Raw genomic sequence first — 23,685 nt, 5'->3', positions numbered from 1 at the left:
CTGCGGGAGATCCGCAGGTGGCGCCTTGGATCAAGACGTCAGGTTCGGCATTGCGATCCACAGAAACGAACAGGCGCCCAGTACCACGGCTGCAGCCACGGCATGATGTGCCAGTCGCTCGAGTTGCGAGCCTGGTCTCAGGTGTGAGAGTTGGGCGCCGAGCAGTACACAGATGCCGAGCACGTACCTGCCTTGTGCCTGGAAATCATAGGTCCAGCTGTGCAGCAGGGACGCGCCCAGCAGGCTGACCGCCGCGCCGGCAGCCAGCAGGAGCTGGCTGCGTCCCAGTTGCAGCGGCTGCGACGTCGCTGCAGTGCATAGCGCCAGAAGCACCAGCAGCGTAGTCAGTCCCCAGATCGCCTGGTAGTAGGCCAGTGGAGCGTAGTACTGCATGTAGCCGTAGACGCCGAACAGGCTTTTGGCCGTGGCCACCTGCCATAGCAGGGGAGGCTGGAGCATCTGCGGGAGCGTATAGCCCTGTTCGTACATGCGAAGGCCGGGGGACGGTGCCGCGTCGCTGGGTTTGAAACCGGGAGCTGCATGGACTTCACGTAGATGATCGACCAGCTCCGCCTTCTGCGAGCCACTGCCGTTGCGCAGGACATCCACCGCGATCCATGGAGCTGCCAATGCCAGAGCCAGCGCAAACAGCGCGCCGAGGCGGTAGGCAGGCGCCAGCATCCGGCTGCGGACAAGTCTCCAGCCGTCGTAAGTCAGGATCATCACCGAAGTGGCGGACAGGACGGCCAGGAGCCAGCCGAGTCCGTAAGCCTGATGAAGTGCGTGTCCTGCGGCCGCCCACAGAATTCCCGACGTGCAGACGATCGCCATGGCGAGCGACGAGCGGACGGGCAGTCGCAATCCGGCTGATGCCAGCGTGGTGGCGATGAAGACCGCGACTGGCCAATAGTTCCGCTTGGAGATGACAAGCAGACCCAGGCACAGCGCGAACAGCAGGGCGTGCACGATCACCACCCGCTCGGCGTGGCGCTCACCCAGCAGGTAGCTGCGCAGCGGACTCTCGCGTGTCAACGCAATGCCTGCAGCAAGGCTTGCGGCGGCCAGAGGCAGCGCATCGCCGTTCATGTACGAAAAGACATACCACGCCTGCGGCGTGACCAGGACCGGTACGAGAGTGAACGGAGAGAGGCGCAGCAGGAAAACGGCTGCGATCAGTAATAGCAATATCGATGCCTGGTAGAGCCTGAATCCCTGACGTTCGGTCAGACCAGCCTGCGCTGCGACGTTGCTCGCTTTGCCTGCGAACAAATACGTCACGTTCCATTCGGCGAGATAGCTGACGCCGTAGGGACTCGCCTGGTACGAGGGCAGCATCTCCGGCGAATCAAGTGCCGGCGGCAGCCAATGACTGTTGAAATAACGTGCGCCCGCCTCATGCAGGTCCTCGTCAGGGCTGACAGAGGGGGAGAGGGTGGCAAACCCTGCGAGCGCGAGCACCAGCGATGCGCAGATCAGTGATGGCCATGCATAGCCACCGGTATGAGCCATCTGCAGGCCCATCGCAATCGCAAGACAAAGGCCAAGGCCGACCCAGGCCAGCCGGGCAAGTCGATGCTGCAAGCGCGATGCACTTTCCGCAGGCGTGGGAAGTGCCACCACCAGTTGCGGGTCGCCAGCACCTGGCAGCACCTGGTAGCGCCCATCCTGGCCTAGCGCTTCGATGGGAACGAGCTCGTTCAGATGGGTCGGGACAAGCAGGGTCGCAGCCGAGGGCATTGAGCCCTCGATCCGCACATCGCGTATAGCGACGGTCGACGCGCTGGTGGGAGGGTCCAGGCGAAGCGCGAACGTACGTCCCGGTGGGAGCTCCAGCTGCAGATGCGAGCTGCCTGCGGGCAGCTCCCGCGTCACTGACCCGGCCTCGGAGAAACCACTGCCCTGGTCGAAGAAGACCTGCAATGAGCCGGCAGCCGGCAGTTCCACGTCGAGCGTGAGCTCGGCATTGCTGTACTGGCGGGAGCCCGCCAGCACGACCAGCAACGCGGCGATGACCAGAACGATTAGTTGGCCTCTACGGAACCGAGCCAACCCCTGCCACCAGCTGGAACACTGATGGAGCAATCCGGCGACCGGTTGGGAGGCGCTTGTCATTCTGCCATGCCCAGGACTTCATCGGCGGCCGCGAAGATCGCATCGAGATGATCCTCAACGCCGATCCACAACGGCATGCGGACCAGCCGCTCACTGAGCTCGTTGGTGTTGCGCAGATCGCCGTGTGCACGCCCTGCCTGCAGTCCAGCCGGGGCGGAATGCAGCGGGATGTAATGGAACACGGTCTGCACGCCGCGGGCCTTCATTTCGCTTATGAATCGCGTGCGGGAATCGAGGTCCGGGAGCAGCATGTAGAACATATGCGCGTTGTGCTGGCAGTCGTCCGGCACGATCGGCCGACGCAGGTGGCCTGCGGCCTCATGCGGAGCCGCCCACTGCTGATACCGCTCCCAGATTGCCAGTCGACGCGCGGTGATCTGGTCTGCTTCCTCTATCTGCGCGCAGAGGAACGCCGCGGTGATCTCACCGGGAAGGAACGATGAGCCAACATCGACCCAGGTGTACTTATCGACCTGCCCGCGGAAGAAGCGGCTGCGATTCGTGCCCTTCTCGCGCAGGATCTCGGCGCGCTCGCCAAACTCAGCGTCACGACAGAGAAGAGCACCGCCTTCCCCCGAGATGATGTTCTTGGTCTCATGGAAGCTGAAGGCACCCAGCTCCCCGATGGTGCCCAGTGGCCGCCCCTTGTAGCTGGACATGATGGCCTGGGCAGCATCTTCGACAAGCGCCAGCCCATGACGTGCAGCGATGTCGACCAGGGTATCCATCTCACATGCGACGCCCGCATAGTGGACTGCGCAGATGGCCCGGGTGCGTGGGGTGATCGCTGCTTCGACCAGGCGTTCATCCAGGTTCAACGTGTCTTCACGGATGTCGACGAACACCGGGACCGCACCACGCAGAACAAACGCGTTGGCGGTGGAAACGAAGGTGTAGGACGGCATGATCACTTCGTCGCCGGGCTGCAGGTCGAGCAGCAATGCCGCCATCTCCAGGGCTGCCGTGCAGCTGTGGGTCAGAAGTGCGCGCTGGGCACCCGTGCGCTGCTCCAGCCAGGCGTGACTGCGTTTGGTGAATTGACCATCGCCGGACAGATGACCGTTGGCGTGCGCCTGCGCGATGTGCCAGAGCTCGCGCCCTGTCATGAAGGGCTTGTTGAAGGGAATCAAAAGAGTGCCTCGCAGCGGGCGTTGGAGTGGTTTCAGGCGACCGATCGTGACAGCACGACCACGCCCAGCATTATGATCAGCGTTCCGGCGATCTTGTATCCGTCCAGCTGCTCCCGGAATATCACGCTGGCAAACAGCGCGACCAGGAAGAAGTTGATCGCCATGTACGGGTAGGCCCGGCTGATCGGCATCTTGCTGATGGCGGCCATCCAGCACAGGGACGCGCCGAAGGCCGCCGCAAAAGCGGAAATGACCCAGGGCTTGAGCAGCAGCTGCACCAGGTTCAAGGGCTGCAGTGGTGCTGCGAGCAGATGGCCGTGGATGCCGACCTGCCATTTCAGGATCAGCTGGCCGTAGACGGTGAGTACGATCGTGAGGGCAATGAAGAGGTAGCTCATCGTGTGCCCTCACCGAGGGAATGCATCGAGGCGCGTTGCATGCGGCGATCTATGTGGTAGGTGTCGAATGCGCAGTCGATCAACAGACCCGCACGGGCCCATTGGCGCTGCACGGTGTAGTTCCATATCTGCGTGGAAATGACCAGGCGTTGGTTGCCCAGGTCGGCATGATGACGCATGACGTGGCGGAGCAGGCGGCCGTAATGTCCACGGCGTTCAAACCGCGGATGAACCGAGTTGAGCAGGATATCGGCGACGCCGTCCTTGATGTCGCAGGTTGCGAATCCGGCTATGGCCTGTCCATCGGACACGACCCAGGTGGATTGGCGCTCATCCTGCGGTTGCAGGCGGCTGTGGGCCCATTCGACGTAGCCTTCCAGGATCAGCGCGGGAGGTATCAGCGGGTTGGCGGAATAATGCGACCGGTAGCCCTGGAAGCCTGCCGTGGCGATGTCGATGATGGCCGGACGATCTGCCGGGGTCGCGCGTCGCACCGAGGGAGACCACTCGCCCGATTCCGGGGTGAGGTCAATGCCGTGGTAAACCAGTGTATCGGCGGCAATGACCGTCTCGCCCGCCCGCTGCAGCGCCAGGGCGATATCGGTCCGCCCTGCAGGTACGCGGATGATCAGCAGATCGGCCGATGACGTGGCGATGCAGTCAACCACCTCGGCAAGAGGAGATTGCGGATTGAAACTACCGCGCTCGACACGGATGCCGAAACGCGCACTGTCGACCGGGGAAAAATCAATCTTCAGAGACATTCGAATGCGTGCCCTGCCACGTGTCTTGCCAGATGATGAACTGGGGACGGCGCTTCGATTCGCTGTGGATGCGGCCGATGTAGAGGCCGACCACTCCCAGGCTGCCCATGATGAAGCTGCCCACCAGCCAGATTGAAGCGAGGATGCTGGTGAAGCCCGCCACCCTGATGTCACCGGCCCAGTAACGGTAGACCGCCAGAAGTGCGATGCCCGCACCGATGGCGGCCAGTGCAAATGCCGCCGTCATGACCAGTCGCAGGGGCTTGTCGGAGAACGACAGCGCGATCCGGGTCGCCATCTGCAGGAGCTTGCGCAGCGTGTAGCCACTCTTGCCTTCCGTACGACGACCATGCGACACCGGTACGCGCAGGGTTTTAAAACCAGTCCAGCGGGCCATCAGCGGGAGGAAGCGATCCGTCTCAGGCATCGCATTCATGGCATCAACAGCCTTGCGGCTGTAGGCACCGAAATTGGCCGTCGAAGGATCGTAGTCGGTATCGGTCAGCCATCCCAGTGTCTTGTAGAAGGCACTGGAACCGCTCCGCTTCAGCCAAGTGTCCTGGCGTTCCACCCGCTGGCCCAGCACGATCTCGTTGTCACCTTCCAGGCCTGCCAGCAGCGAGGGAATTTCCTCGGGGACATCCTGTAGGTCGCAATCCATGACAATGACACGGCTGCCCTGGGCGTACTGCAGCCCGGCACTGATTGCCACATGCTGTCCGAAATTGCGGGACAGGCGCAGGCCGCGAACCCGGGAAGACAGCTTCCCGAGTTCGCAGATCCGCTGCCAGGACTGATCCGGACCCTGGTCGTCCACGAGGATCAGTTCGTGCGTCAGGCCCATGCCCGAGATCGCATCGGCAACACGTTCGGAAAGCTGTTCAAGGCAGCCTTCACAACCGTACACGGGCACCACCACCGAAACGTCGGGGGTGGGGCCACTGTCCGGGGGATTCTGATTGCCTGCCTCAGCGCGCATGGCGTACTCACCCATGATGGAAGCCGGAGTCCAGATTCAAAGTGCTGCTTCCAGCTCCGGCAGGATCGCAAACAGATCCCCCACCAGGCCGATATCGGCAATCTCGAAGATCGGCGCATCGCCGTCCTTGTTGATCGCGACAATCGTGCCGGCATCCTTGATGCCGGTCAGGTGCTGGATCGCGCCGCTGATGCCCACCGCCACATAAAGCTCCGGGGCGATGATCTTGCCGGTCTGGCCGACCTGCAGGTCGCTGGGCACGTAGCCGGCATCGACCGCCGCACGCGAGGCACCGACGGCGGCACCGAGCTTGTCGGCCAGCTGGAAGATGACCTTGAAGTTCTCTTCCGAACCGACACCACGGCCGCCGGAGACCACGCGCTTGGCGCTCTGCAGGTCCGGGCGGTCACTGGCACCGGCGGCGAGACCGACGAAGCGGGTGTGGGTCGGCAGGGCAGCATCGACGCTCGCCGCTTCAACGACGGCGCTGCCACCCTGGGCGGCTTCCGGCCACGAGGCGGCACGCACGGTGGCGACCACGATCTGGTCGGCCGGCGCTTCCACGGTGATGATCGCGTTGCCAGCGTAGATCGGGCGCTTGAAGGTGTGGCTGCCTTCAACGCTCATCAGGTCGGAGACCTGGTTGACGCCGAGCAGGGCGGCCACGCACGGCATCAGGTCCTTGCCGAAGGTGGTCGACGGGCCGAATACGTGGGTGTAGCCCTTGGCCAGCTGTGCGATCTGCGGCGCCAGCACCTGGGCGATGGCCTGCGCGTTGGCCGCGTTGGCGACGGTCAGGACCTTGGCGACCCCAGCGATCTTCGCGGTTTCAGCGGCGACAGCGGCCGGATCGGCGGCCAGCACCAGCACGTCGATGCTGGCACCGCTGATGGCGGCGGCGGCACTGACGGTCTTGGCGGTGGCGGCGTTGAGCTTGCCGTCGTGGTGCTCGGCGATGACGAGAATCCTGCTCATTACAGCAACCCCTTCTGCTTGAGTGCGGCAACCAGTTCGGCCGCGTCCTTGACCATCACACCCTTGCTGCGCTTGGACGGCGCGGCGTACTGGGTGGTCTTGAAGGTGTCGGCGGCTTCAACGCCGAGGTCGGCCAGCTGCAGGGTCTCCAGCGGCTTGGCCTTGGCCTTCATGATGTCCGGCAGCTTGATGAAGCGCGGTTCGTTCAGGCGCAGGTCGGTGGTGACCACGGCCGGCAGATCCACTTCCAGCGTTTCCAGGCCGGCGTCGACTTCACGGGTCACCGTGGCCTTGCCATCGGCAATTTCGAGCTTGCTGGCGAAGGTCGCCTGCGGGCGGCCCCACAGCGTGGCCAGCATCTGGCCGGTCTGGTTGGCATCGTCATCAATGGCCTGCTTGCCAAGGATCACCAGGTCCGGCTGTTCCTTTTCGATCAGCTTGAGCAGGGTGCGCGACGCGGTCAGCGGCTGGATGGCCTGGTCGGTGACCACATGAACGGCGCGGTTGGCGCCCATGGCCAGGCCGTTGCGCAGGTGCGCCTGGGCGTCGGCCGGGGCGATGGTGGCAACCACGACTTCGCTGGCGATGCCCTTGTCGCGCAGGCGCAGGGCTTCTTCGAGAGCGATTTCATCGAAGGGGTTGGGGGACAGCTTGACGCCGTCGGTGACCACGCCGGAACCGTCCGGCTTGACCTGAATGCGGACGTTGTAGTCCACCACGCGCTTGTACGCGACGAGGATTTTCATCTGGTACGGGGTCCTTCAGTAACAGGGAGAACGTCCGGTCCTGCAACAGCAACCGGCTCGGGGGTGGGACCCCGATTCTAGCTGGCTTGGGGGGACCATGCGAATGCGTATGGTGACCGGCATTGGCTGCTGCGGCGCAGCAATGCAGTCGGCCTGAGTTCACTTGTGTGATCGCGTGTTACCGGAGGCCCGTTGTATCCTTCAACGTTGCATTGTCGTGGCCATGAAGGCCCCGTCCCACGAATCACGATCAGGAGAACAGGTAGTGCCCACATGGCTTGTAACCGGCGGCGCCGGATTCATTGGCGGTAACTTCGTTCTCGAGGCCGTCGCGCGCGGCGTCAAGGTCATCAATCTCGATGTGCTGACCTACGCCGGAAATCTGAAGACACTGTCCAGCCTTGACGGCAACCCGAATCACCTGTTCGTCCAGGGCGACATCGGCGACAGCTCCCTGGTCGCCCGCCTGCTGGCCGAACACCAGCCGGATGCGGTGCTGAACTTCGCCGCCGAAAGCCATGTGGACCGCTCCATCGACGGCCCTGGCGCGTTCATCCAGACCAACGTGGTGGGTACCCTGGGCCTGCTGGAAGCGGTGCGGGACTACTGGAAGGCGCTGCCGGCCGAACAAAGCGCGGCATTCCGCTTCCTGCACGTGTCCACCGACGAGGTGTACGGCACCCTGGGCGAGACAGGCAAGTTCAGCGAGACCACCCAGTACGCGCCCAATTCGCCGTACTCGGCATCGAAGGCGGCCTCGGACCACCTCGTGCGTGCGTTCCACCACACCTATGGGCTGCCGGTGCTGACCACCAACTGTTCGAACAATTACGGCCCGTACCACTTCCCCGAGAAGCTGATCCCGCTGGTGATCGCCAAGGCGCTGGCTGGCGAGCCGCTGCCGGTGTACGGCGATGGCAAGCAGGTGCGCGACTGGCTGTTCGTGTCCGATCACTGCGAAGCGATCCGTACCGTGCTGGCCAAGGGCCAGGTCGGCGAGACCTACAACGTCGGCGGCAATTCGGAAAAGCAGAACATCGAAGTGGTGCAGGCCATCTGCGCGCTGCTGGATGAGCGTCGTCCGCGCGAAGATGGCCAGCCGCGCAGCAGCCAGATCACCTACGTCACCGATCGCCCCGGTCATGACCGCCGTTATGCGATCGATGCTTCCAAGCTGAAGAACGACCTGGGCTGGGAGCCGGCCTATACGTTCGAGCAGGGCATCAGCTTCACCGTCGACTGGTACCTGGACAACCAGGAATGGGTCAACGGCGTGCTCGACGGCAGCTACCGACTGCAGCGCATCGGCACCACGGCCTGAACCCGGGAGACAACATGACGCAGCGCAAGGGCATCATCCTCGCCGGTGGCTCCGGCACCCGGCTGTATCCGATCACCAAAGGCGTCAGCAAACAGCTGCTGCCGGTGTACGACAAGCCGATGATCTACTACCCGCTCAGCGTGCTGATGCTGGCGGGCATCCGTGAAGTGCTCATCATCAATACCCCGCACGAGCAGGCGCTGTTCCAGCAGCTGCTGGGTGATGGTTCGCAGTGGGGCATGGACATCCAGTACGCGGTGCAGCCGAGTCCGGATGGCCTGGCCCAGGCCTACCTGATCGGTCGCGACTTCGTCGCCGGCAAGCCGAGCTGCCTGGTGCTGGGCGACAACATCTTCCACGGCCACGGCCTGCGCGAGGTGCTCAAGCGTGCCGATGAGCGCGTGGACGGTGCGACCGTATTCGGCTACTGGGTGAACGACCCGGAGCGTTACGGCGTGGCCGAGTTCGACACGAGCGGCAAGGTCATCGACCTGGTGGAGAAGCCGGCGAACCCGCGCTCGAACTATGCGGTGACCGGCCTGTATTTCTACGACGGCAACGCCAGCGATTACGCGGCTGAACTGAAGCCGTCGCCGCGTGGCGAACTGGAGATCACCGATCTCAACAAGCGCTACCTGGCCGAGGGCAACCTGCACCTGGAAGCACTTGGCCGTGGCTATGCTTGGCTGGATACGGGCACCCACCAGTCGCTGCTGGAAGCCTCCAACTTCATCGAGACCATCCAGACCCGCCAGGGCCTGCAGGTGTGCTGCCCGGAAGAAATTGCCTTCGGCAAGGGCTGGATCAACGCCGAACAGCTGGAAGCGCTGGCTGCACCGCTGATCAAGAATGGCTACGGCCAGTACCTGCATAAACTCGCGCTGCGTGGAGTCGTTCCGTGAAAGTGATTGAAACCAAGCTTGCCGGCTGCAAGATCATCGAGCCAGCCGTGTTTGGCGATGCGCGTGGCTATTTCTTCGAAACCTGGAATGCAGAGCGCTTCGCTGCGCTGGGCTTGCCGGACCGCTTCGTGCAGAGCAACGTATCGACGTCCGCAAAGGGCGTGCTGCGTGGCCTGCATTACCAGTGGCCGCGCCCACAGGGCAAGCTGGTCAGCGTGCTGGAGGGCGAGGTCTATGACGTGGCCGTGGACATCCGTCGCGGATCGCCGACCTTCGGCCAGTGGGAAGCGGTGGTGCTGAGTGCGGAAAACAGGAAGCAGTTCTGGATTCCGGAAGGCTTCGCGCATGGGTTTGCCGTGCTCTCCGAACGTGCGCTGTTCAGCTACCTGTGCACCGATGTCTACGTCAAGGAGGCGGATGCGGGTATCCGCTGGAACGATGGCGATATCGCAGTGGATTGGCCGATCAGTGCGCCGACCCTGTCGGCCAAGGACGACACCGCGCCCTTCCTGAAGGACATTGCCGAAGACCGCCTGCCGGTCTACATCCCGTGACGGTGCTGGTGTTCGGCGGCAATGGCCAGGTCGGCCAGGAGCTGCTGCGCGCGCTGGCGCCGCTGGGCAAGGTGGTCGCAACTACCCGCAGCGGGCAACTGCCCGACGGAAGTGCCTGCGAAACCGCCGATTTCGGCCAGCCCGACAGTCTGCCGGCATTGCTGGATCGGCTGCAGCCATCGGTGGTGGTCAATGCGGCCGCCTACACAGCGGTGGACCGCGCCGAACAGGACGTCGATGCGGCCTTCGCTGCCAACGCGCAGGCGCCGGGCGTGATCGCGCGCTGGTGTGCGGCGCACGGCGTGCCCTTCGTGCATTACTCCACCGACTACGTGTTCGATGGCCAGGGCACCACGCCGTACCGCGAGGACGAGCCGACCGCGCCGCTGGGTGTGTATGGCACCAGCAAGCGTGATGGCGAAGAGGCCGTGCGCGCTGCCGGCGGTCGTCATCTGATCTTCCGCACGGCGTGGGTATACGCCTCGCATGGCGCCAATTTCCTGCGCACGATGCTGCGGGTGGGCGCCGAGCGCGACCAGTTGCGTGTGGTAGCCGATCAGATCGGCACGCCGACACCGGCTGCGCTGATCGCTGATGTCACTGCGCAGGCGCTGCAGCATCCGGGGCAGCTGTCCGGCACCTGGCATCTGACGGCCAGCGGCCAGACCAGTTGGCATGGGTTCGCCGAGGCGATCTTCGCCCAAGCGCTGGCGACCGGCGTGTTGGCGAAGGTGCCGACCGTCGAGGCGATTCCCAGTTCCGAGTACCCGACCCCGGCCAATCGCCCGGCCTGGTCGGTGCTGGACAACCGCAAGCTGCAGCAGGATTTCGGCATCGTGCTGCCGACCTGGCAGGACGGGCTGAAGCGGGTGATGGCGGAGATTGCCTGACCCGGTAGGCGACGTGCCGACCGACGGTCGGCACCCACCCCGACCAACGGTCGGCACCCGCCGCAGGGCGTCGGATCAACTACGCCCGTACGTGTCCTCGAAACGCACGATGTCGTCTTCACCGAGGTAACTGCCGGACTGCACCTCGATCAGCTCCAGCGGCAGCTTGCCCGGGTTGCGCAGGCGATGGGTCACGCCCAGCGGGATGTACGTGCTCTGGTTCTCGCTGAGCAGGATCACCTCGTCGCCGCGGGTCACCTCGGCGGTGCCGCTGACCACGATCCAGTGCTCGGCGCGATGGTGATGCATCTGCAGGCTGAGCGTACCGCCGGGCTTGACGGTGATGCGCTTGACCTGGAAACGCTCGCCGTTGTCGATCGAATCGTAGGCGCCCCACGGGCGGTAGACCTTGCGATGCCAGGTGGCCTCGCTGCGACCGTCGGCCTTCAGCTGCGCCACCACGGTCTTGACCTCCTGCATGCGGTCGGCCTTGCCGACCAGCACCGCGTCGTCGGTCTCGACCACGATCACGTCATCCAGGCCGACCAGTGCCACCAGGCGCTGTGCATAGGCATAGGTGTTGCGGCAGTCGATCGCGATCACGTCACCCTGGTGCGCATTGCCATCGCCATCCTGATGCGAGACATCGCGCAGTGCGGTCCACGAACCGACGTCGTTCCAGCCGGCGTCCAACGGAATCACCACGGCGTCTTCGGTTTTTTCCATCACGGCATAGTCGATGGAATCGGAGGGAACGGTGGCGAACGCCTCCTTGTCGAGGCGGGTGAAATCCGAATCGCGACGGGCCTGCTGCCAGGCCTGGCGGCTGCCGGCCAGCATGTCGGGCTGGAAGCGCTCCAGTTCCTGCAGGTAGCGCGAGGCCTTGAACAGGAACATGCCGCTGTTCCAGTAGTACTGGCCGCTGGCCACATAGCCGGTGGCGGTGTCCAGGTCGGGCTTTTCGACGAAACGCTCGACGGCACGCAGGCCCTGCCCATTGGCGGCCTTGATATAGCCGTAGCCGGTTTCCGGACCGGTCGGCACGATGCCGAAGGTCACCAGCTTGCCGGCCTCGGCAGCGCTGGCTGCAGCCTGCACGACTGCACGGAACGCAGCCTCATCGGTGATTACATGGTCCGAGGGCAGCACCAGCAGCAGTGCATCGGCGCCGTCGCGGGTGGCCTCCAGGGCTGCGACCGCGATTGCCGGCGCCGTATTGCGGCCAACCGGTTCCAGGATGATGGCAGCCGGCTCGGCGCCGACCTGCTGCAGTTGCTCGGCAGCGACGAAGCGGTGCTCTTCGTTGGCGATCACCAACGGGCCGTGGGTGGCGATGGGCGCGACGCGCTGCCAGGTGGCCTGCAGCATCGTCAGTTCGCCTGCCAGCGGCAGGAACTGCTTCGGATACGCCTCGCGCGACAGTGGCCACAGGCGGGTGCCGGAACCACCGGACAGGATGACGGGCTGGATGTTGCTCATGATCTTCCTTGATTACTGCTGGATAAGGCGGGAGATTTCGTCGGTGCGCGCCTGCATCAGCGCTGCGTCGCCGCGGGCTTCAACGTTCAGGCGCAGCAGCGGCTCGGTGTTGGAACTGCGCAGGTTGAAGCGCCAGTCGCCGAAATCGGCGCTGATGCCATCGGTGTGGTCCAGCGCGGGCGACCGCGCGGCGAAGTGCTCCATCACGCGGGCCACGGCGGCCTTGGCATCGGCCACCTTGAAGTTGATCTCGCCGCTGCAGGGATAGGCCGCCATGCGGTCTTCGACCCAGTCGGCCAGCGAGCGGCCGCTCTCGGAGATCAGCTGCGCGATCAGCAGCCACGGGATCATGCCGGAGTCGGCATAGGCGAATTCGCGGAAGTAGTGGTGGGCGCTCATCTCGCCGCCGTACACCGCATCTTCGGCGCGCATCTTTTCCTTGATGAAAGCGTGACCGCTCTTGCACAGCACCGGCACGCCGCCTGCCTGTTCAACCATTTCCACGGTGTTCCAGACCAGCCGCGGGTCGTGCACGATCTTGCCACCGGGATTGCGTGCCAGGATGGCCTTGGCCAGCAGGCCGACCAGATAGTAGCCCTCGATGAAGCGGCCGGTATGGTCGAAGAAGAAGCAGCGGTCGAAGTCACCGTCCCAGGCAATGCCGAAGTCGGCGCCGTGTTCGCGCACCGCATTGGCGGTGGCGGCGCGGTTTTCCGGCAGCAGCGGGTTGGGAATGCCATTGGGGAAGCTGCCATCGGGTTCGTGGCAGATGCGGATGAACTCGAACGGCAGGTGCGGTGCCAGCAGGTCGACGATGGCGCCCGCACCACCGTTGCCGGCATTGACCACCAGCTTCAGCGGCTTGAGCTTGGCGGCGTCGACGTAGCTCAGCAGATGCTGGATATAGGCGCTCTTGTCATGCTGGGCGGTCTGCCCGGCGCGTGGCGGCTGGGCCTCGGACGTATCGACGGCGACCGCATCGGAGATCGCGAACAGGCCGGTATCGGAGCTGATCGGGCGGGCGTTCTCCTTGACCAGCTTCATCCCGTTGTAGTCCATCGGGTTGTGGCTGGCGGTCACCATCACGCCGCCGGCTGCGCCGAGGTGATCGGTCTGGAAGTAGACCTCTTCGGTACCGCACAGACCGATGTCGATCACCTCACGACCGGTACCACGCAGGCCTGCGGCCAGTGCATCCTGCAGCGCCGGGCTGGTCAGGCGCACATCGTGGCCGAGGACCACCGGGCCGGGAGCGAGCTGCGCAGCCAGGGCGACGCCGATGCGGCGCGCCAGGTCTTCGTTCAGTTCTTCCGGCACGCGGCCGCGGATATCGTAGGCCTTGAAGGCGGGCAGGGGCATCGATCAGATCCTTTGTGAGCTCAGCCCTCAATTGTAGTCCCAGTCCCGTTTGGGAATCGTTTCCATCGGAGAACGCCACCTGACTGGCGCCACGGATCAGGCCTGCGGCGATCGTCGGCCTGGCCGGCGGGTGCGCTTGGCCGGCAGGCCCGGCAACGGCGCCAGCAGCGCCTGGACGTCTTCCTCACTGAAGCGTGGACCCGTGCTGCCGCCGCCTTCCAGAATCGATTCCGCCAGAACGGCTTTGCGTTCCTGCAGCTCGGCAATCCGTTCTTCGATGCTGCCTGCGGCGATCAGCCGGTAGACGAACACCGGCTGCTGCTGGCCGATGCGGTGGGCGCGGTCACTGGCCTGGTTTTCGGCCGCCGGGTTCCACCAGGGATCGAAGTGGATGACGGTGTCTGCAGCAGTCAGGTTCAACCCGACGCCACCGGCCTTCAGGCTGATCAGGAACACGGGTACCTCGCCCTGCATGAAGCGCTGCACCGGCGTGGCCCGGTCCTGGGTGTCGCCGGTCAGCGTCACATAGGCCAGCCCGAGCTCCTCTAGCGCCTGCGCGATCAGCGCCAGCATGCCGGTGAACTGTGAGAACACCAGGATCCGCCGGCCTTCCTCGACCATCGACGGCAGCATGTCGCGCAGCAGCTCCAGCTTGGCCGAGTCGGCATTGCGTGCAGGGGCGTCGCCCGGCAGCAGGCGCGGATCGCAGCAGACCTGGCGCAGCTTCAGCAAGGCATCCAGCACCACGATATGGCTGCGCGCCAACCCGCTGCCGCTGATGGCTTCGCGCACCTGCTTTTCCATCGCCGCACGCACGGTTTCATAGAGATCACGCTGGCCACCCTCCATCTCCACCGCGCGGGTGATGAGGGTCTTGGGCGGAAGCTCTGACGCGACCTGATCCTTGCGCCGGCGCAGGATGAAGGGGCGCAGACGCTGCGCCAGTAACGTGGCGCGACGGTGGTCGCTGCCGCGTTCGATCGGATGGCGCCAATGCTGGTTGAACTGCTTTTCGCTGCCGAGCAGGCCGGGCAGCAGGAAGTCGAACTGCGTCCACAGTTCGCCCAGATGGTTTTCCAGCGGCGTACCGGTCAGGCACAGGCGATGGCGGGCCTGCAGCGTGCGCAGGGTGACCGCCGCACGTGATTTCGGATTCTTCACCTGTTGGGCCTCGTCGAGGATCAGCAGATGGTAGGCATGTGCCTGCAGCGCCTGCTCGTCGCGCCACAGCAGGGGATACGTGGTCAGTACAAGATCGTGCTCGGGGATCGCCTCGAACAGTGCTTCACGTGCCGGTCCGTGCAGGGTCAGTACGCGCAGGCCCGGGGTGAAGCGTGCCGCTTCGCTCTGCCAGTTGTGCAGCAGCGAGGTCGGCACCACCAGCAGCGCCGGCCGGTCCAGGCGGCCACTTTCCTTTTCGACCAGCAGATGCGCCAGTGTCTGCAGGGTCTTGCCCAGCCCCATGTCATCGGCCAGCACCCCGCCCAGCCCCTGCTGGCGCAGGTACTGCAGCCACGACAGGCCCTCCAGCTGGTAGGGACGCAGCGTTGCCACCAGCCCCGCCGGTGGCGGCACTTCGCCCAGTGCGGGTGCCTGCATCAGCCGCTGCACCAGCGCCTGGGTATCCTTGCGGCCCCGGAACTGCAGGCGCGCCGTGTCCTGCAGTGCCTGCAGGCGGCCACGGTCAAGCGCTGACAAGCGCAGCGGCGCGCCACGCTGGGCGAACAGGTCCGCCAACAGGGCCATGATCGGCTTCAGTCGCGCGGCCCGCAGTGCCAGGCGGGTGTTGTTGCCTGCCATCAACAGGACGTTCTCGTCGTCGCCGATGGCGTCCAGCTGGCCACGCATCCAGCGGGGATCGGACTGCAGCACCTGCTGCAGCAGCGGAACCATCGATACGTTGCGGCCTTCCACCTGGATGTCCAGACCCAGGTTGAACCAGCCCGCATCCGCCGGGTCCGCCTGGATGTCCAGGTCGATCTCATCCACCCGGGTGATGCGATGGCGGAAGTCGTCGTCAGTCTCCACCTTCCAGCCCAAGGCTTCCAGGCGCGGCACGTCATCCAGCAGGAACCGTGTCCAGTCATGGGTGCGCAGCTGGAACTGCGGGCCAGCGCCGTCCAATGGCGCCCGCGGGTCCGTGTCGCGATACAGTCCCACCGTGCGCAGCTCGGCCTCGCGCCGTGATTCCTCAGCCAGGTCACGGGGCAGCAGGGCGAGCTGGCCCTCCGGATCGAGTGCGAACAGGCTCGGATCATCCAGGAACCGCACGTGCTCGTCGTACTCGAAGGCCACGGTCGCGATATCGGCCCATTGCGATGGGTCGCGGCGGCCGAGCCACGCCGGCCGGAACTCAATCGTATGCAGGCGCAGCACGGGGATCATCGCGCTGATCTGCAGGGTGGGCAGTGTGTCGCTTGCACCGGGGCGCGGCAGGGCAGGGTCGATCTGTTGCAGCATCTGTGCGACCACCGCTTCTTCGTTGGGTAACAGATTGGGCAGGCTCAGGAAGGCGTCGGCGTCCTCGGCCCTGACATCCAGCAGCAGCGGACCGACCTCGCCGGTGACCGGGTCCAGATAGCACGCACTCCGGCCCAGGACCACGCCTCTGGCGCCGCCTTCCACGCTCAACGTGGGTTCCAGCAGCGTCGCGCCCTGCGTCATGCCAACGGTCCAGCCCAGTTCGCCGCGGCGTGGAGCTCCTGACCGGGCCGGCACGTCGCCGTGCGTACCGCAGGAGACCCAGCCATGGCCGCTGGAGACGATCAACTGCAGGGTGGCCGCGAAGTCGATCCATTCGTCCTTCGTCGCGGGCTGCCGCTGGGTGCGTAGCTGGATCATCACCGCCAGATCAGTCGGCGTGAGATAGGCCGGAGGATCCAGCAGCAGGTCCGCGGTGATATCCATCCACTTGCCCGTGCTGATCGCACCATCGGTCCCGTACTTGACGCGCCGGACCAGCACGGCGGGGTGGTGGTTGTAGGTGGACAGTTCGAAGATGACACCGTTCCGGCGTGGCTGGGCCGGCCGGATCCGCGCGCTCTGCCAACGCGAAAGCTCTGCCAGCAGTTCAGGACGCGGCGGTTGCGTCAGGTCCTGTTCGGTCAGGGGGCTCTCGTCGTCCATGGCAAGCGAATCCAGCATGTACGAGACCAGCACCGCCGCCACATGCTTGCAGGTGCGGCCGACGGGGCAGGAACAGGCACTCTGCAGGCGGCTGCGCGCGGTACGCGTACTGGCCGTCAGATCGATCTCCACGTAGTAGGGATGCCTGGCCGAACCCTGTACCTCGGCCGTCAGCAGGCCATCGCGAAGTTGCCGGTTGCGCACGCCACCCAGGCACTGCTCGCTTTTCTGCAGTGTCCATTCGTCGATCCAGCGGAACAGGTCTTCGTCTGTGAAGGTCGGCGTCATCGTAGATCGAGGGGCGTAGGCGCTGAAGCACCCTTCTGCGTGGAATCCCCCATTCTACCCAATGCCCGCCTGGTGCTCCGTCAATGCTGCGGCGCATCCAGGCCCTTCGCCGCCCTCCAGCTAGAATGCGGTCATCCTCAACGTGCAGGGTAGTACAGCAATGCAGCAATCGACTTCCACCGGCAAGCGCGGCAAGCGCTTCGCCAGTGCGGCGGAGGCCCTGCAAGGGGTGGTCGCCGATGGCCAGACGCTGGCCGTGGGCGGCTTCGGCCTGTGTGGCATTCCCGAGGCCCTGATCGCCGCGCTGCGTGACAGTGGCGCCAAGGGCCTGACCGTGATCTCCAACAATGCCGGCGTCGATGGTTTCGGCCTGGGCCAGCTGCTGGAAACCCGCCAGATCAAGAAGATGATTTCGTCCTACGTGGGCGAGAACAAGGAATTCGAGCGCCAGTTCCTGGCCGGCGAGCTGGAGCTGGAATTCAATCCGCAGGGCACCCTGGCCGAGCGCCTGCGTGCCGGCGGCGCGGGCATCCCGGCGTTCTTCACTGCCACCGGCTACGGCACCGTGGTGGCCGAGGGCAAGGAAACCCGCGAGTTCGACGGCAAGCACTACGTGATGGAGACTGCGCTGCGTGCCGATGTCGCGCTGGTCAAGGCGTGGAAGGCCGACGAAGCAGGCAACCTGGTGTTCCGCAAGACCGCGCGCAACTTCAACCCGGCCTGCGCGATGGCCGGCAAGGTCTGCATCGTGGAAGTGGAGGAGGTGGTGCCGGTCGGCGCCATCGATCCGGACCAGGTGCACCTGCCGGGTATCTACGTGCACCGCATCGTGCACAACCCGCATCCAGAAAAGCGTATTGAACAGCGCACCATCCGCGCGGAGGGCAACTGACATGGCGTGGACCCGCGATGAGATGGCGGCACGCGCCGCCCGCGAACTGACCGATGGTGCCTACGTGAACCTGGGCATCGGCCTGCCGACCCTGGTTGCCAACCACATCCCCGAAGGCGTGGACGTGTGGCTGCAGTCGGAGAACGGCCTGCTCGGTATCGGCCCGTTCCCGACCGATGCCGAAGTGGACGCCGACCTGATCAACGCCGGCAAGCAGACCGTCACCGCACGTGCCGGTGCCAGCTACTTCGGCAGCCACGACAGCTTCGCGATGATCCGCGGCGGCCACGTCAACCTGGCCATCCTCGGCGCCATGCAGGTCACCCACAAGGGCGACCTGGCCAACTGGATGGTGCCCGGCAAGATGGTCAAGGGCATGGGCGGCGCGATGGACCTTGTGGCCGGCGTGCAGCGCGTGGTGGTGCTGATGGAGCACACCGCCAAAAACGGCGAACACAAGATCCTGGCCGAATGCACGCTGCCGCTGACCGGTGTGGGCGTGGTCGACCGCATCATCACCGATCTGGCCGTGTTCGACGTGACTGACAAGGGCCTGCTGCTGGTGGAAGCCGCGCCGGGTGTCAGCGATGACGAGTTGAAGGAAAAGACGGGCGTAGCCTTTCAGCGCTAGTCCTGAGGGCTCGCGCTGACTGTACCGCGTCCGGTGAACGCGTCCTCGGTGGCGAGTTGGGCAAGTACAAGGTCGGCATTCCATCGCCCACTGCCCAGACATTGGAGTGGAACCTGGACGCCCTCGGCGTCCAGGTTCAGCTCGGCGATGTCCTCATGGAGCGTATGGCAGGTTTCTTCGATGAAGGTCAGCGTCCCGGTATGGACCTCGGCGAGGATCTCCAGGGCAGCCGTTGGAAGTTCAACGGAACCGAAGCGGGGCGTATTCAGGCCCTCGCTGCTTTCAGTGAAGCCGTTGAACTGGCCGTGCGGAGCTGCCAGCAGTGACTCCAGCAGCAGGTCGTTGGCAAGGATGGGGGAGTCTGTTTCGTTGCCGCCATTGCGGCCGTCGAAGTACCGTGCCTCGGCCCAGCCCTGCGATGCCAGTGCGCTGGCGCCTGCGCGCAGGGCCATGTAGCAGCCGCCCAGTGGCTTGCCGAGCAAGCGAGCGAGGTTACGCTGGATGCTGCCGGCGTAGCCCACGTCGATCACCATTGGCGTCGATGAGCCGACGGTACGGGCCCAGTACGCCTGATAGACCTTGCGATGGCGGGCAGCCAGCGACAGAAGTGCATCCCTGACCGGGTGCAGCCAACGCTGTACCTCGTTGGCCATTTCCGGCAGAAAGACGTCGCGCTCCATCAGCGCCGGCTGCAATGCCGCCACCCGTGCCACGGCATCTTCGCCGAGTCGTGCCTGCAGCAGGCCGCGCAGCGACCCGTTGAACGTACCCTGCATGAGCAGTGCAAGATCTGAGGCATCGAGCTGTGCGGGCAGCAGCGTCGCCCGACGCGACGCCAGAAAATAGGTGCTCTTGATCCTGGCGGCGAACGGGTGTGCGGCCTGCAGCCGGGTGAATGCCTGCTCCAGCAGATAGCCTTCGCGGCTCAGGAACAGCAGGTGGTCCACCTCGCGGCGGCGAGCTACGTCGATGATATGCAGCAGGAAGTCCAGGACCAACGGGCCGAGTACCGTATAGCCCAGCGTATGTGCATCGAGCTGGGGACGACCGAGCAGCCGCTGCGGAGAGGTGTCGGCGATCGCAGAGAAGCTGTTTGCCAGCAGGCCGCGCCAAAGCTGCTCAGACCATGGTGCCTGGGTGCCCTGGGGATGGCGGAGCGGGCGAAGGCCCGGTACGACGTCCAGCAGGGTGGCCGGCCGCAGCACGTGCACGGGCGTAAGCAGGCCGCCCAGCTGCGGCATCTGGATGTCGGCGTGTTCGTTGTCACCCACATGTAGCCAGCGGCCATCTTCGCGCCCTTCCTGACGCGCCAGCTGCTTCCAACTGTCGGCAGAATCCTTGCGCAGGCCGGTCTCGCAGGAAATCCACCACCGCGAGATGAGCTGCTGCACTCGATCGGGCAGGACCTGCCGCATGTCGTCGCTGGATAGATACATGTCGGAGAACGCCGTCAGCGAAGTCAGCTTTGCATCTACAAGCGCTGTCAGCAGACCTTGCCGCGGCCGGAGTATCGCGCACTCATGCATTCGCTCGGCATTGGCAAGCATGCTCGCATCCACGCCAGGCAACGCGAGGCGCCCGGCAAGCTCGATGTGGATCTCGGAGAGGGAGGGGTCCCGCTGCAAGATTTCACGCAGGCAGCTTTCCGCATCGGCGCGATGCCGGGAGAAATCGCATATGCCCCATTGCCGCTCCAGTCGCCAAGCGAGATGCTCGCGGGCCGCGGCGGGTGTCAGGAACACGCGGGTGACCAGCGTATCGAAAATATCGACCGTGACCATGCGTGCGTCCAGCGCGGCTAGCGTCAAACGGTCAGACAGGCCGGTTTGAAGTGCCTCGCCGACATTACGTTCACCTTCGGCAGCAAGTGCCAGGCGACCATCGGGTGGCAGGATGCCCAAGCGGAAACCCTGGTGGCGGGCGATGACGCCAAACAGGCGCTCGACGGCGTGCTGCAGCGTTCCATCCACCTGGCCCTGTTCCACGGGGAAGGCATCCAGTGGAAGGTTCAGATCGTACAGCGGTCGCAGCGCATCGACTCGCGCCCAGAACATCGAGCCGGCGGGGAAGTCTATGTAACGCTGCGCATCCAGGGCGATTCCAAGTTTCTGCGCGAGTGCGTCGCACGCGGGGCCATTGCTCAGCCAAGTGTGCGCCCAGAGTGGAACACCGTCGTAACTTTCAGGATAGACCAAGCCCAGCTGTGGGTCGGCCTGGAAGGTGCCCAAGATCCAAGCGATGCGCTCACGTGAGCCCAAAAGGCTGTCTAACAGGTAGTGGCGCCACGTCTGCTGTTCGCTACCGGTATAGAGCGATTTCTTGGTGTGAATGTGGCACACCAGATCCAGTGCCTTGATCTCTTCGCGGAACGTTACTAATAGTGGAGCGATGTCGCGACCACGATTCTGGACTTGGCGGACAAGGAGGGTCTGGACGTTCGGAAGGCGCCCGAATGCCTCACGTGCCTGCGCTTCGGCTGCAGCGTCCATCACCGAGACCAGCAAGGTAAAGCGCAGTGGCATACGCGAGAGCGTGGTGGCGAACTCGTTGATCAGGTCTGGATAGAACACGTGCGCCATCACGCCCACACTCAACCGCAGCTGTTCCAGGGGGATCGGCACAGGCAGCGCAGGCGTATCGAAGGGTTCGCTGGCGCGGGTGCGGACGACGCTGGCCGAGCGCAGGCGCGCAATGAAACCGCGCACGCCCATTGCATGAACTACCTTCAGTGCGCGGAGCAGCACCGATCCCAGTCCAGCCATGCCACCGCCGTGGCGCTGCACCGACCGTCGCGCGGTGGCGAGATAGCGCCCCAGGCTCATGACTGGCCTCTGCGGGGCTGTGGAAGAGGCGGCAGGGGGGAGGGGCACGGCATCAGGTGCATTGGGCAGTGGCGCTGAAATGTCCCGTCATTCTCCGGTTTGCGCCTGAATCGAGCAAATCAGGCATGCTCGCTGTTGCTCCTGTCCAGTACCCGGCCCAATGCTGTTTCCTCCTGATCTGCCTGACGCTGATGTCCGTCATCTATCGGGCTGGCTGCCCGCTGGCAAGGCCGCTGCATTGCTGCTGACCCTGCAGGCCGAAGTCCCCTGGGAAGTCCACCGCATCCGCATGTTCGGCAACTGGGTGGATTCGCCGCGGCTGAGCTGCTGGATCGGCGATCCGCAGGCGCGCTACCGCTATTCGGGGGCTGAATTCGTGCCGCACTTCTGGCCACCCGCGTTGCAGGCCATGCGTGATCGCCTGCAGGTGGAGGGCCTCGGCCGCTTCAACAGCGTGCTGCTGAACCGCTATCGCGGCGGCGGTGATTACATGGGCTGGCACAGCGATGACGAGCCGGAGCTGGGGCCGGCCCCGGTGATTGCTTCGCTGAGCCTGGGCGCGGCGCGGCGCTTCCTGCTACGCCGGCGCGATGACCCGGCGCGGAAGGCCGAGTATCTGCTCGGCCACGGCGATCTGCTGGTGATGGCCGGTCAGACCCAAAAGTTCTATCAGCACGCGCTGCCGAAGATGGCGCGGGTGCAGGGCGAGCGGATCAACCTGACGTTCCGCTGGATCACGCCGCGCTGATCGATCAGCGCGCGACGGTCGGCTGGTCGGCCTGCCCGCTGGTCAGCGTCCAGCCCACCACGTCCTGCGCCAGCTGCTGCAGGCCACGTTCGAAGGCGGCGGTGACGGCAGGAACATCGGTGCTGCCGACCGGCTGCGCCTGGCGGAAGGTGCGGTCGGCGACCACGCGCTGGTCGGCGACGTGGATCAGCTTGGCGTTGACCTCGATCACCACCGTCGGCGTGGCCTGTCCCTGGTAATCCGATTCGAAGCGGCGCACGTCGGTGGACAGCTTGTAGTCGGCGCGGATGCCGGCGGTGCTGCGGGCCACGCCGCGGATGCGGCCGGAATCCTCGAAGCCGCGCAGCAGGGTGTCCTCGATCATGTCGGTGGCCGGCTGGGCCCAGCTGGCGCCCTTGTAGATCTCCAGCTGCGACGGCGTCGGCCGCACGTTGATGCGCGGACTGTCGACCATGCGCGCGGCGCTGGGTTTGGCCAGTACCAGCTGCCAGCTGGCCTGTGGCCACGCCGGGTCCGCCTTGACCTGCACGGACGGCGAGTACAGCGTCACTGCGGTTTTCTCGCTGCTGCCAAGGATGGAGCAGCCGCCCAGCAGGGTGACCATCGAAGCGGCCAGCAGCAGGCGCGGAAGGGTGGTCGGGCTCATTTGGGTTCGAACTCCTTCGGTGCGTCGCGGCCCAGCAGGTAGCGCGCGGGGTTGTTCTCGAGGCGGTCGCTGACCCGGCGCAGGTCGCGGATCAGGCCGCGCAGTTCGGTCAGCGTCGGGCCGAGCTGGCCGAGGCCATCGTTGGCGAAGCTGTTGATGGCAGCGCGGTTCTCGCCAAGGATCGAATCGGCGTTGCCTGCGGCCGAATCAAGCTTGGCCAGAGTGCCGTCGAGCTTGTCGATGATGCCCGGCAGCTGCTGCACCAGGTTCTTGTCCAGGCGCTCGATGGTGCCGTTGGTGGTCTTCAGCGTGGTGTCCAGGCTGCGGGCGGCGTCGCGCGCGCTGAGCAGCAGCGCCTGCGTGCCCTGGTCACGGTCGGCCAGACCACCGCTGATGGTTTCCAGGTTGGCCAGTGTCGCGTTGATCGAAGCCACGTTGCGGTCGCTGAGGATCTGGTCCATGCGCTCGACGATGCGGTTGGCGACGTCGGTGATGTTCTGCAGCGCCGACGGCGTGGTCGGGATGATAGGCGCCGGGTCCTTGTTGACCGTGGTCAGCGCCGGCGACTGCGGCGTGCCACCGCTGAGCTGGATGATCGACGGGCCGGTCAGGCTGGTGATCGCCAGCTTGGCGCGGGTATCGGTCTTGACCGGCGTGTTGGAGTTCAGGCGGATGCGCGCGACCACCTGGCGCGGGTCGTCCGGTACCAGGTTCAGTTCGGTGATCGAGCCCACCGCGATGCCGTTGTACTGCACCGGGCTGCCCACCGACAGGCCGGTCACCGCTTCGCGGAACACCACGCGGTATTCCTGCCAGGTGCGGTCGGAAGAGTACTTGGCGGCCCACAGGCCGAAGGCCAGCAGGGCCAGGCCGGTGATCAGGGTGAACGCGCCGATCAGCACGTAGTTGGCTTTGGTTTCCAT

The 23,685-nt window shown here is 65.0% G+C and carries 20 protein-coding genes; 7 read left to right on the top strand and 13 right to left on the bottom strand.

The features are described from left to right. Window positions 1-30 precede the first annotated feature (30 nt). The 7 genes from AC5O77_RS06355 to AC5O77_RS06325 form a co-directional block, all read right to left on the bottom strand. Entirely contained in the window at window positions 31-2,001 is a 1,971-nt protein-coding gene (locus AC5O77_RS06355; protein WP_478058120.1) for a hypothetical protein, read from the bottom strand. A gap of 107 nt (window positions 2,002-2,108) precedes the next feature. Then, the gene (gene rffA, locus AC5O77_RS06350) at window positions 2,109-3,242 is read right to left on the bottom strand and encodes a dTDP-4-amino-4,6-dideoxygalactose transaminase (protein ID WP_478058121.1); all 1,134 of its coding nucleotides are present in this window, start codon (window positions 3,240-3,242) and stop codon (window positions 2,109-2,111) included. Window positions 3,243-3,274: 32 nt separating this feature from the next. After that, window positions 3,275-3,640 (bottom strand): EamA family transporter, encoded by a 366-nt coding sequence (locus AC5O77_RS06345; protein ID WP_116863423.1) that lies wholly within the window; start codon window positions 3,638-3,640, stop codon window positions 3,275-3,277. Continuing rightward, window positions 3,637-4,404 (bottom strand): GNAT family N-acetyltransferase, encoded by a 768-nt coding sequence (locus AC5O77_RS06340; protein ID WP_478058122.1) that lies wholly within the window; start codon window positions 4,402-4,404, stop codon window positions 3,637-3,639. Before AC5O77_RS06340 ends, AC5O77_RS06345 begins: the two co-directional genes overlap by 4 nt. Next, window positions 4,388-5,398, bottom strand: coding sequence for a glycosyltransferase family 2 protein (locus AC5O77_RS06335; protein WP_478058123.1), 1,011 nt, complete (start codon window positions 5,396-5,398; stop codon window positions 4,388-4,390). The genes AC5O77_RS06340 and AC5O77_RS06335 overlap by 17 nt, the downstream gene beginning before the upstream one ends. 21 nt (window positions 5,399-5,419) lie before the next feature. Then, window positions 5,420-6,358, bottom strand: coding sequence for an electron transfer flavoprotein subunit alpha/FixB family protein (locus AC5O77_RS06330; RefSeq protein WP_478058124.1), 939 nt, complete (start codon window positions 6,356-6,358; stop codon window positions 5,420-5,422). Then, window positions 6,358-7,104 (bottom strand): electron transfer flavoprotein subunit beta/FixA family protein, encoded by a 747-nt coding sequence (locus AC5O77_RS06325; RefSeq protein WP_189720542.1) that lies wholly within the window; start codon window positions 7,102-7,104, stop codon window positions 6,358-6,360. Before AC5O77_RS06325 ends, AC5O77_RS06330 begins: the two co-directional genes overlap by 1 nt. Window positions 7,105-7,369: 265 nt before the next feature. On the opposite strand from AC5O77_RS06325, the gene rfbB reads away from it, so the two are divergent. From rfbB to rfbD, 4 genes are read left to right on the top strand one after another with little or no spacing between them, the layout of a single operon-like run. Then, window positions 7,370-8,425, top strand: coding sequence for a dTDP-glucose 4,6-dehydratase (gene rfbB, locus AC5O77_RS06320; RefSeq protein WP_478058125.1), 1,056 nt, complete (start codon window positions 7,370-7,372; stop codon window positions 8,423-8,425). Window positions 8,426-8,439: 14 nt separating this feature from the next. Beyond that, on the top strand, window positions 8,440-9,327 hold the full coding sequence (gene rfbA / locus AC5O77_RS06315) for a glucose-1-phosphate thymidylyltransferase RfbA (protein WP_153856245.1): 888 nt from the start codon (window positions 8,440-8,442) through the stop codon (window positions 9,325-9,327). Next, window positions 9,324-9,881, top strand: coding sequence for a dTDP-4-dehydrorhamnose 3,5-epimerase (gene rfbC, locus AC5O77_RS06310; RefSeq protein ID WP_478058126.1), 558 nt, complete (start codon window positions 9,324-9,326; stop codon window positions 9,879-9,881). Before rfbA ends, rfbC begins: the two co-directional genes overlap by 4 nt. After that, a complete protein-coding gene (rfbD, locus tag AC5O77_RS06305; RefSeq protein ID WP_478058127.1) occupies window positions 9,878-10,771 on the top strand; it encodes a dTDP-4-dehydrorhamnose reductase in 894 nt (297 codons plus the stop codon). The genes rfbC and rfbD overlap by 4 nt, the downstream gene beginning before the upstream one ends. 75 nt (window positions 10,772-10,846) lie before the next feature. Here the strand turns inward: rfbD and AC5O77_RS06300 are convergent, their stop codons facing one another. From AC5O77_RS06300 to AC5O77_RS06290, 3 genes are all read right to left on the bottom strand, one after another. Then, window positions 10,847-12,250 (bottom strand): mannose-1-phosphate guanylyltransferase/mannose-6-phosphate isomerase, encoded by a 1,404-nt coding sequence (locus AC5O77_RS06300; protein ID WP_478058128.1) that lies wholly within the window; start codon window positions 12,248-12,250, stop codon window positions 10,847-10,849. 12 nt (window positions 12,251-12,262) lie between these two features. Beyond that, window positions 12,263-13,609, bottom strand: a complete 1,347-nt coding sequence (locus AC5O77_RS06295; protein ID WP_049398412.1) for a phosphohexomutase domain-containing protein — start codon at window positions 13,607-13,609, stop codon at window positions 12,263-12,265. 96 nt (window positions 13,610-13,705) lie between these two features. Further along, entirely contained in the window at window positions 13,706-17,023 is a 3,318-nt protein-coding gene (locus AC5O77_RS06290; RefSeq protein WP_478058129.1) for a DEAD/DEAH box helicase, read from the bottom strand. A gap of 160 nt (window positions 17,024-17,183) precedes the next feature. On the opposite strand from AC5O77_RS06290, the gene AC5O77_RS06285 reads away from it, so the two are divergent. Both AC5O77_RS06285 and AC5O77_RS06280 read left to right on the top strand, forming a co-directional pair. Continuing rightward, the gene (locus tag AC5O77_RS06285) at window positions 17,184-17,915 is read left to right on the top strand and encodes a CoA transferase subunit A (RefSeq protein WP_012509993.1); all 732 of its coding nucleotides are present in this window, start codon (window positions 17,184-17,186) and stop codon (window positions 17,913-17,915) included. Between the two features lies 1 nt (window position 17,916). Beyond that, window positions 17,917-18,546 (top strand): CoA transferase subunit B, encoded by a 630-nt coding sequence (locus AC5O77_RS06280; protein ID WP_164162097.1) that lies wholly within the window; start codon window positions 17,917-17,919, stop codon window positions 18,544-18,546. Here the strand turns inward: AC5O77_RS06280 and AC5O77_RS06275 are convergent. After that, complete coding sequence (locus tag AC5O77_RS06275; protein WP_478058130.1) at window positions 18,543-21,368, bottom strand: rhamnan synthesis F family protein; 2,826 nt, start codon at window positions 21,366-21,368, stop codon at window positions 18,543-18,545. The genes AC5O77_RS06280 and AC5O77_RS06275 overlap by 4 nt on opposite strands. Window positions 21,369-21,528: 160 nt before the next feature. Between AC5O77_RS06275 and AC5O77_RS06270 the strand changes: the two genes are divergently transcribed. Further along, a complete protein-coding gene (locus AC5O77_RS06270) occupies window positions 21,529-22,116 on the top strand; it encodes an alpha-ketoglutarate-dependent dioxygenase AlkB family protein (protein ID WP_478058131.1) in 588 nt (195 codons plus the stop codon). A gap of 4 nt (window positions 22,117-22,120) precedes the next feature. On the opposite strand, the gene AC5O77_RS06265 is transcribed toward AC5O77_RS06270, so the two are convergent. Further along, window positions 22,121-22,762: an ABC-type transport auxiliary lipoprotein family protein gene (locus tag AC5O77_RS06265; protein WP_049424921.1), complete on the bottom strand. Its 642-nt coding sequence runs from the start codon at window positions 22,760-22,762 to the stop codon at window positions 22,121-22,123. Continuing rightward, window positions 22,759-23,685: an MlaD family protein gene (locus tag AC5O77_RS06260; RefSeq protein ID WP_014035909.1), complete on the bottom strand. Its 927-nt coding sequence runs from the start codon at window positions 23,683-23,685 to the stop codon at window positions 22,759-22,761. Before AC5O77_RS06260 ends, AC5O77_RS06265 begins: the two co-directional genes overlap by 4 nt.

This window comes from Stenotrophomonas sp. INTA L402-1 (assembly GCF_059295135.1).
Note: the sequence above shows the minus strand (reverse complement) of the source record. Positions and strands in the feature narration are given on the sequence as shown.

Excerpts from the sequence above, each read along its gene's own strand:
- AC5O77_RS06280 (WP_164162097.1), top strand. The coding sequence starts at position 17,917 with ATGGCGTGGACCCGCGATGAGATGGCGGCACGCGCCGCCCGCGAACTG.
- AC5O77_RS06340 (WP_478058122.1), bottom strand. The coding sequence starts at position 4,404 with ATGTCTCTGAAGATTGATTTTTCCCCGGTCGACAGTGCGCGTTTCGGC.
- AC5O77_RS06260 (WP_014035909.1), bottom strand. The coding sequence starts at position 23,685 with ATGGAAACCAAAGCCAACTACGTGCTGATCGGCGCGTTCACCCTGATC.
- AC5O77_RS06335 (WP_478058123.1), bottom strand. The coding sequence starts at position 5,398 with ATGGGTGAGTACGCCATGCGCGCTGAGGCAGGCAATCAGAATCCCCCG.
- AC5O77_RS06290 (WP_478058129.1), bottom strand. The coding sequence starts at position 17,023 with ATGACGCCGACCTTCACAGACGAAGACCTGTTCCGCTGGATCGACGAA.
- AC5O77_RS06345 (WP_116863423.1), bottom strand. The coding sequence starts at position 3,640 with ATGAGCTACCTCTTCATTGCCCTCACGATCGTACTCACCGTCTACGGC.
- AC5O77_RS06265 (WP_049424921.1), bottom strand. The coding sequence starts at position 22,762 with ATGAGCCCGACCACCCTTCCGCGCCTGCTGCTGGCCGCTTCGATGGTC.
- AC5O77_RS06285 (WP_012509993.1), top strand. The coding sequence starts at position 17,184 with ATGCAGCAATCGACTTCCACCGGCAAGCGCGGCAAGCGCTTCGCCAGT.
- AC5O77_RS06270 (WP_478058131.1), top strand. The coding sequence starts at position 21,529 with ATGCTGTTTCCTCCTGATCTGCCTGACGCTGATGTCCGTCATCTATCG.
- rfbA (WP_153856245.1), top strand. The coding sequence starts at position 8,440 with ATGACGCAGCGCAAGGGCATCATCCTCGCCGGTGGCTCCGGCACCCGG.
- AC5O77_RS06325 (WP_189720542.1), bottom strand. The coding sequence starts at position 7,104 with ATGAAAATCCTCGTCGCGTACAAGCGCGTGGTGGACTACAACGTCCGC.
- AC5O77_RS06300 (WP_478058128.1), bottom strand. The coding sequence starts at position 12,250 with ATGAGCAACATCCAGCCCGTCATCCTGTCCGGTGGTTCCGGCACCCGC.
- AC5O77_RS06330 (WP_478058124.1), bottom strand. The coding sequence starts at position 6,358 with ATGAGCAGGATTCTCGTCATCGCCGAGCACCACGACGGCAAGCTCAAC.
- AC5O77_RS06275 (WP_478058130.1), bottom strand. The coding sequence starts at position 21,368 with ATGAGCCTGGGGCGCTATCTCGCCACCGCGCGACGGTCGGTGCAGCGC.
- AC5O77_RS06295 (WP_049398412.1), bottom strand. The coding sequence starts at position 13,609 with ATGCCCCTGCCCGCCTTCAAGGCCTACGATATCCGCGGCCGCGTGCCG.